The sequence below is a fragment of the Nocardioides sp. genome (assembly GCF_036401255.1).
In the GTDB taxonomy this organism is placed as follows: Bacteria; Actinomycetota; Actinomycetes; order Propionibacteriales; family Nocardioidaceae; genus Nocardioides.
Map to the genome: position 1 here is coordinate 1 of NZ_DASWVI010000246.1, position 4,700 is coordinate 4,700.

Genomic DNA, 4,700 nt, shown 5'->3' on the forward strand with positions numbered 1-4,700 from the left:
GTCGAGCTGCGGCACCGCCGCCGCCACCCGGGCGCGGCCGGCGAGGCCCCGGACCCGGGGGACGCCGGAGACGTGGCCGGAGACGTGGCCGGAGACGTGGAGGACGAGGAGACCGACGACGAGACGGTCCCCGCCCGGGCGCCGGCGAGGGCTGAGCGCCGGACCGGGCGGGCCCCTCGGCGGTCGCGGCTTGCCCTCCGACTGTACGCATGTATAGTCTGCTATACGTGCGTACAGCAGCCGACGACCTGATGGCGCGAGCCCGGATCCGCAACGCCGCGATCGACCTGTTCGGGCGCGAGGGGTTCGGCGTCGGGCTGCGCGCGATCGCGGAGACGGCCGGCGTCTCGCTCGGCCTGATCCGGCACCACTTCGGCTCCAAGGCCGGTCTGCGCGAGGCGTGCGACACCCAGATCCTCGAGGAGATCCGGGCCGCCAAGGAGGAGCAGTTCCTCGAGGGCGACCCGGCCGCGAACATGCTGCGCAACCTCGCAAGCCTCGAGCAGTATGCCCCGATGATGCGCTACCTCATCCAGGCGATGCGCGAGGGCGGCCCGCTGGCCCGGCAGTTCGTCGAGCGGATGATCGCCGACGCCGAGGAGTACACCGAGAAGGCGGTCGCCGAGGGGGTCATCCACCCGAGCCGGGACCCCGGCGCCCGGGCCCGCTTCCTCACGCTCGCGATGCTCGGCGGCGCCGTGGTGACCGCCGCCCTCGACGAGGACCCCGAGCCGCAGCGCTCGATGAGGCGATGGCTCGACCAGATGACGTTGCCGGCCCTGGAGCTCTACACCCAGGGGCTGCTCACGGACTCCTCGATGCTCGAGACCTACATGACGTACATGAAGGACCCGCCCGACGGAGCGGCCGGCGCCTGAGCGCCGTACCCGCCCCTCCGTCTCCCGGTCGTCTCGACCACCTCCCCACCCCACCTCCTCACCCAGAGAAGGGACCTCCATGTCTGCTGTCATCGAGATCGCGAAGCTCACCAAGACCTTCGGGCCCGTCCGCGCGCTGGACGAGTTCGACATGACCGTCCAGCCCGGCGAGATCGCGGCCTTCCTCGGCCCGAACGGCGCCGGCAAGTCGACCACGATCCGGGTGCTGCTCGGCCTGCTCCGCGCCGACTCCGGATCGGTGAGCCTGCTCGGGGGCGACCCGTGGCACGACGCGGTCGACCTGCACCAGCGCCTCGTCTACGTCCCCGGCGACGTCCACCTCTGGCCGACCCTCACCGGCGGCGAGGCGATCGACGTGCTCCACCGCCTGCGCAGCCACGTGAGCGTGACGCGCCGCGACGAGCTGATCGAGCGGTTCGAGCTCGACCCGTCCAAGAAGGGCCGCACCTACTCCACCGGCAACCGGCAGAAGGTCGCGCTCGTCGCCGCGCTCTCCGCCGACGTGGAGCTCTACGTCCTCGACGAGCCCACGGCCGGTCTCGACCCGTTGATGGAGCAGGTCTTCCAGGACTGCATCCGCGAGCTGCGCGACCAGGGCCGCACCGTGCTCCTGTCCAGCCACATCCTGGCCGAGGTCGAGAAGCTCTGCGACACCGTGACGATCATCCGCAACGGCCGCAACGTCCAGTCCGGGCGCCTGGACGAGCTGCGGCACCTCACCCGCAGCCGGGTGGTCGCGACCACCCGCCACGACGCGTCGGCGCTGGCCGGGCTGGCCGGCGTGCACGACCTCGAGGTCGTCGACGGCGAGGTGTCCTTCCGCCTGGACCGCGAGCACACCGGGCCGGTGATGAAGGCGCTGGCCGACCTCGACCTGGTCACGGTCACCAGCAACCCGCCGTCCTTGGAGGAGCTGTTCTTGCGGCAGTACGCCGGCGAGGCGACCGGCGAGGCGGTCTCCCGATGAGGCAGTACGCCGGGTTCTGGGCGCTGCTGCGCCTCGCGCTGCGGCGGGACCGGGTCAAGCTGCCGGTCTGGCTGCTGAGCATCGCGGTCATGGCGTCGTACTTCGCCAACGCGCTCCAGGTCGCCTACCCCGAGAAGGAGGACCTGAAGGCGATCGCCGACTTCATGGACAGCCCGGCCGGCACGGTGATGAGCGGCCCGGGGTTCGGGTGGGACGACCCGAACCACGCGACTGCGTTCGCCGGCGCGTACGCGCTGTACCTCTACCTCGGCGCCGCGTTCCTGACCGTGCTGCTCGTCGGGCGCCACACCCGCGTGGAGGAGGAGGCCGGCCGGCTGGAGATGGTCCGTGCGGCCGCCGTCGGCCGTCACGCACCGCTGGCCGTGACCGCGGTGCTGACCGTCGGGGCGAGCCTGCTGCTCGGCGTGCTGAGCGCGATCTTCATCCTGCCGGCGGACTACGGGGTCGGGGGCTCGTGGCTCTTCGGCGCCAGCATGACCATGGTCGCCCTGGTGTTCGGCGCGATCGCGCTGGTGACCGCCCAGCTGTCCGGCCACTCCCGGACGGCGACGGGGATGGCGTCGCTCGCGATCGGCTCGGCGGTGGCGATCCGCGGCGCCGGCGACGTGCTGGCCGACCAGGGCAGCTGGCTGTCGTGGTTCTCGCCGTTCGCCTGGGCCCAGCAGACCCGGGTGTTCTACGACGGCCGCTGGTGGCCGCTGCTGCTCGGCGTCGCCGCCGCGGGCGCGCTGTTCGCCGTCGCGTCCCGGCTGCAGGCCCGTCGCGACCTGGGCGCCGGCCTGCTGGCGACCCGTCCTGGCAACGCCGCCGCGATGCCGGCGCTGCGGGGCCCCCTGGCGCTCGCCCTGCGGCTCGAGCGGACCTCGCTCGTCGTCTGGGCGGCCGTGCTGCTGGTGCTCGGCGCGCTGTACGGCGGCCTGACCGACTCGGTGCAGTCGTCGCTGGCGGACCTCGACAACCAGATGGTGATCGACGCGATGGGCGGCGACCCGACCCGGATGGTCGACGGCTATCTGGCGACCTGCGCCCTCTTCAACGCCTACGTGGTGCTCTGCTACGCGATCGTGGCGCTGCACCGGCTCTCCGTCGAGGAGCGCGACGGGCGCGCCGGCAGCTCGCTGGCCGCGGCGGTGAGCCGGCCCCGCTGGCTCCTGGCCGGCCTCGGCGCCGCGCTCGTCGGGACCGTCGTCGCCCTGCTCGCGGCGGGCGTGGGCATGGGGGCGACCGCGGCGCTGGTGACCGGCGAGGGCGGGCACTTCTGGGACGTCGTGCTCGGCACGCTGTTCTATCTCCCGGCGATCGCGGTGCTGCTCGGCATCGGCGTCGTGGGCTTCGGGATCGCTCCCGGGTGGCTCAACGGGGTGTGGCTGGTCGCCGGATACGCGATGGTGGTGGGCTATCTGGGCTTCGCGCTCGACCTGCCCGACCCGCTGGTCGACGTCTCACCGCTCAGCCACGTCGCCCAGGTCCCGCTGGAGACCCAGTCGGCCCTGCCGCTCGTCGTGCTCACGCTGGTCGCGGCCGCGTTGGTGGCCGCGGGCACGGCGCGGTTCCGCACCCGCGACCTCACGGCGGGCTGAGCTGAGCCGCCGGGCGAGCCGATCGGGGTAGGGAAAACCCCACCCCGATCGGCGGTCCAGGCCCATCGAGACCGGGCCGCGGCGCTCCTAGCGTCGAAGCATGAACTCACCCACCACCGCTCCCGCCGCCCTCGAGGTCCGCGGTCTCACCCGCACGTACGGCGAAGGCCCCGGCGCGGTCACCGCGCTGCGCGGGGTCGACCTCGCGTTCGCGCCCGGCACCTTCACCGCCGTCATGGGGCCGTCCGGCTCCGGCAAGTCGACGTTCCTCAACTGCGCCGCCGGCCTCGAACCGCCCACCGCCGGCCGCGTGCTCGTCGACGGCCACGACATCACCGACTGGGACGAGAACGACCGCACCCGGCTGCGCCGGGAGCGGATCGGCTTCGTCTTCCAGGCCTTCCACCTGATGCCCTACCTGACCGCCGAGCAGAACGCCGGGCTCCCGCTGCGGCTGGCCGGCCACCGGCCCGACCGCGACCGGGTCCGTGAGCTCCTCGCGACCGTGGGTCTCGCCGATCGGGGCGACCACCTGCCCGGCTCGCTCTCCGGCGGTCAACAGCAACGGGTGGCGATCGCCCGCGCCCTCGTCACCGCGCCCGCCGTGGTGCTGGCGGACGAGCCGACCGGTGCGCTGGACTCCACCACCGCACGAGGCGTGCTGGCGCTGCTGCGCGACAGCGTGGACACGCTCGGCCAGACGATCGTGATGGTGACCCACGACCCCGTGGCGGCGTCGTACGCCGACACCGTCGTGTTCCTCGTCGACGGCCGGGTCGCGGGGCGGATGGACCGGCCCACCGCCGACGCGGTCGCCGGCCATCTCGCCCACCTCTCCGACCTCGTGGCCGGGGCTGCCCGATGACCGGCCTCGCCTGGCGCTCGCTGCGCCACCGCGCGACCGCGTCGGTCGCGACGTTCGTCGCGGTGCTGCTCGGCACCGCGCTGATGGGGTCCTTCGCCACCCTGTCCGCCAGCGCCTCCGGCCCCGTCTCCGCGGCGGACCAGGACACGCTGCGGACGATGGGCACCGTCGTCGGTGCCTGGGGCGCGATCATCGTGCTCTCCGCGGTCGTCTCGACCGTCGGCATCACCGTCACCCAGCGCGAGGTCGAGATCGGCCTGCTGCGCACGGTCGGCGCCACCCCGCGCCAGACCTCGCGGCTGGTCCGGGCCGAGACGCTGCTGGTCGCCACGATCGCGGCGGCGCTGGGCGCCGGGCTGGCCTGGCTC

At 73.5% G+C, this 4,700-nt stretch carries 6 protein-coding genes; all 6 read left to right on the forward strand.

What is annotated here, in order from left to right:
- Positions 1 to 252 (forward strand): hypothetical protein (locus tag VGD85_RS11125; RefSeq protein WP_331063505.1); only part of this gene is annotated, 252 nt, incomplete at its 5' end.
- A complete protein-coding gene (locus VGD85_RS11130; protein ID WP_331063506.1) occupies positions 228 to 878 on the forward strand; it encodes a TetR/AcrR family transcriptional regulator in 651 nt (216 codons plus the stop codon). The genes VGD85_RS11125 and VGD85_RS11130, both read left to right, overlap by 25 nt.
- A 79-nt stretch (positions 879 to 957) precedes the next feature.
- Positions 958 to 1,866, forward strand: a complete 909-nt coding sequence (locus VGD85_RS11135) for an ABC transporter ATP-binding protein (protein ID WP_331063507.1) — start codon at positions 958 to 960, stop codon at positions 1,864 to 1,866.
- The gene (locus VGD85_RS11140; protein WP_331063508.1) at positions 1,863 to 3,467 is read left to right on the forward strand and encodes a polyketide antibiotic transporter; all 1,605 of its coding nucleotides are present in this window, start codon (positions 1,863 to 1,865) and stop codon (positions 3,465 to 3,467) included. The genes VGD85_RS11135 and VGD85_RS11140 overlap by 4 nt, the downstream gene beginning before the upstream one ends.
- A 100-nt stretch (positions 3,468 to 3,567) precedes the next feature.
- Positions 3,568 to 4,332, forward strand: coding sequence for an ABC transporter ATP-binding protein (locus VGD85_RS11145; RefSeq protein WP_331063509.1), 765 nt, complete (start codon positions 3,568 to 3,570; stop codon positions 4,330 to 4,332).
- A partial coding sequence (locus tag VGD85_RS11150) for an FtsX-like permease family protein (protein WP_331063510.1) occupies positions 4,329 to 4,700 on the forward strand: 372 nt, incomplete at its 3' end. The genes VGD85_RS11145 and VGD85_RS11150, both read left to right, overlap by 4 nt.

Excerpts from the sequence above, each read along its gene's own strand:
- VGD85_RS11135 (WP_331063507.1), top strand. The coding sequence starts at position 958 with ATGTCTGCTGTCATCGAGATCGCGAAGCTCACCAAGACCTTCGGGCCC.
- VGD85_RS11140 (WP_331063508.1), top strand. The coding sequence starts at position 1,863 with ATGAGGCAGTACGCCGGGTTCTGGGCGCTGCTGCGCCTCGCGCTGCGG.
- VGD85_RS11145 (WP_331063509.1), top strand. The coding sequence starts at position 3,568 with ATGAACTCACCCACCACCGCTCCCGCCGCCCTCGAGGTCCGCGGTCTC.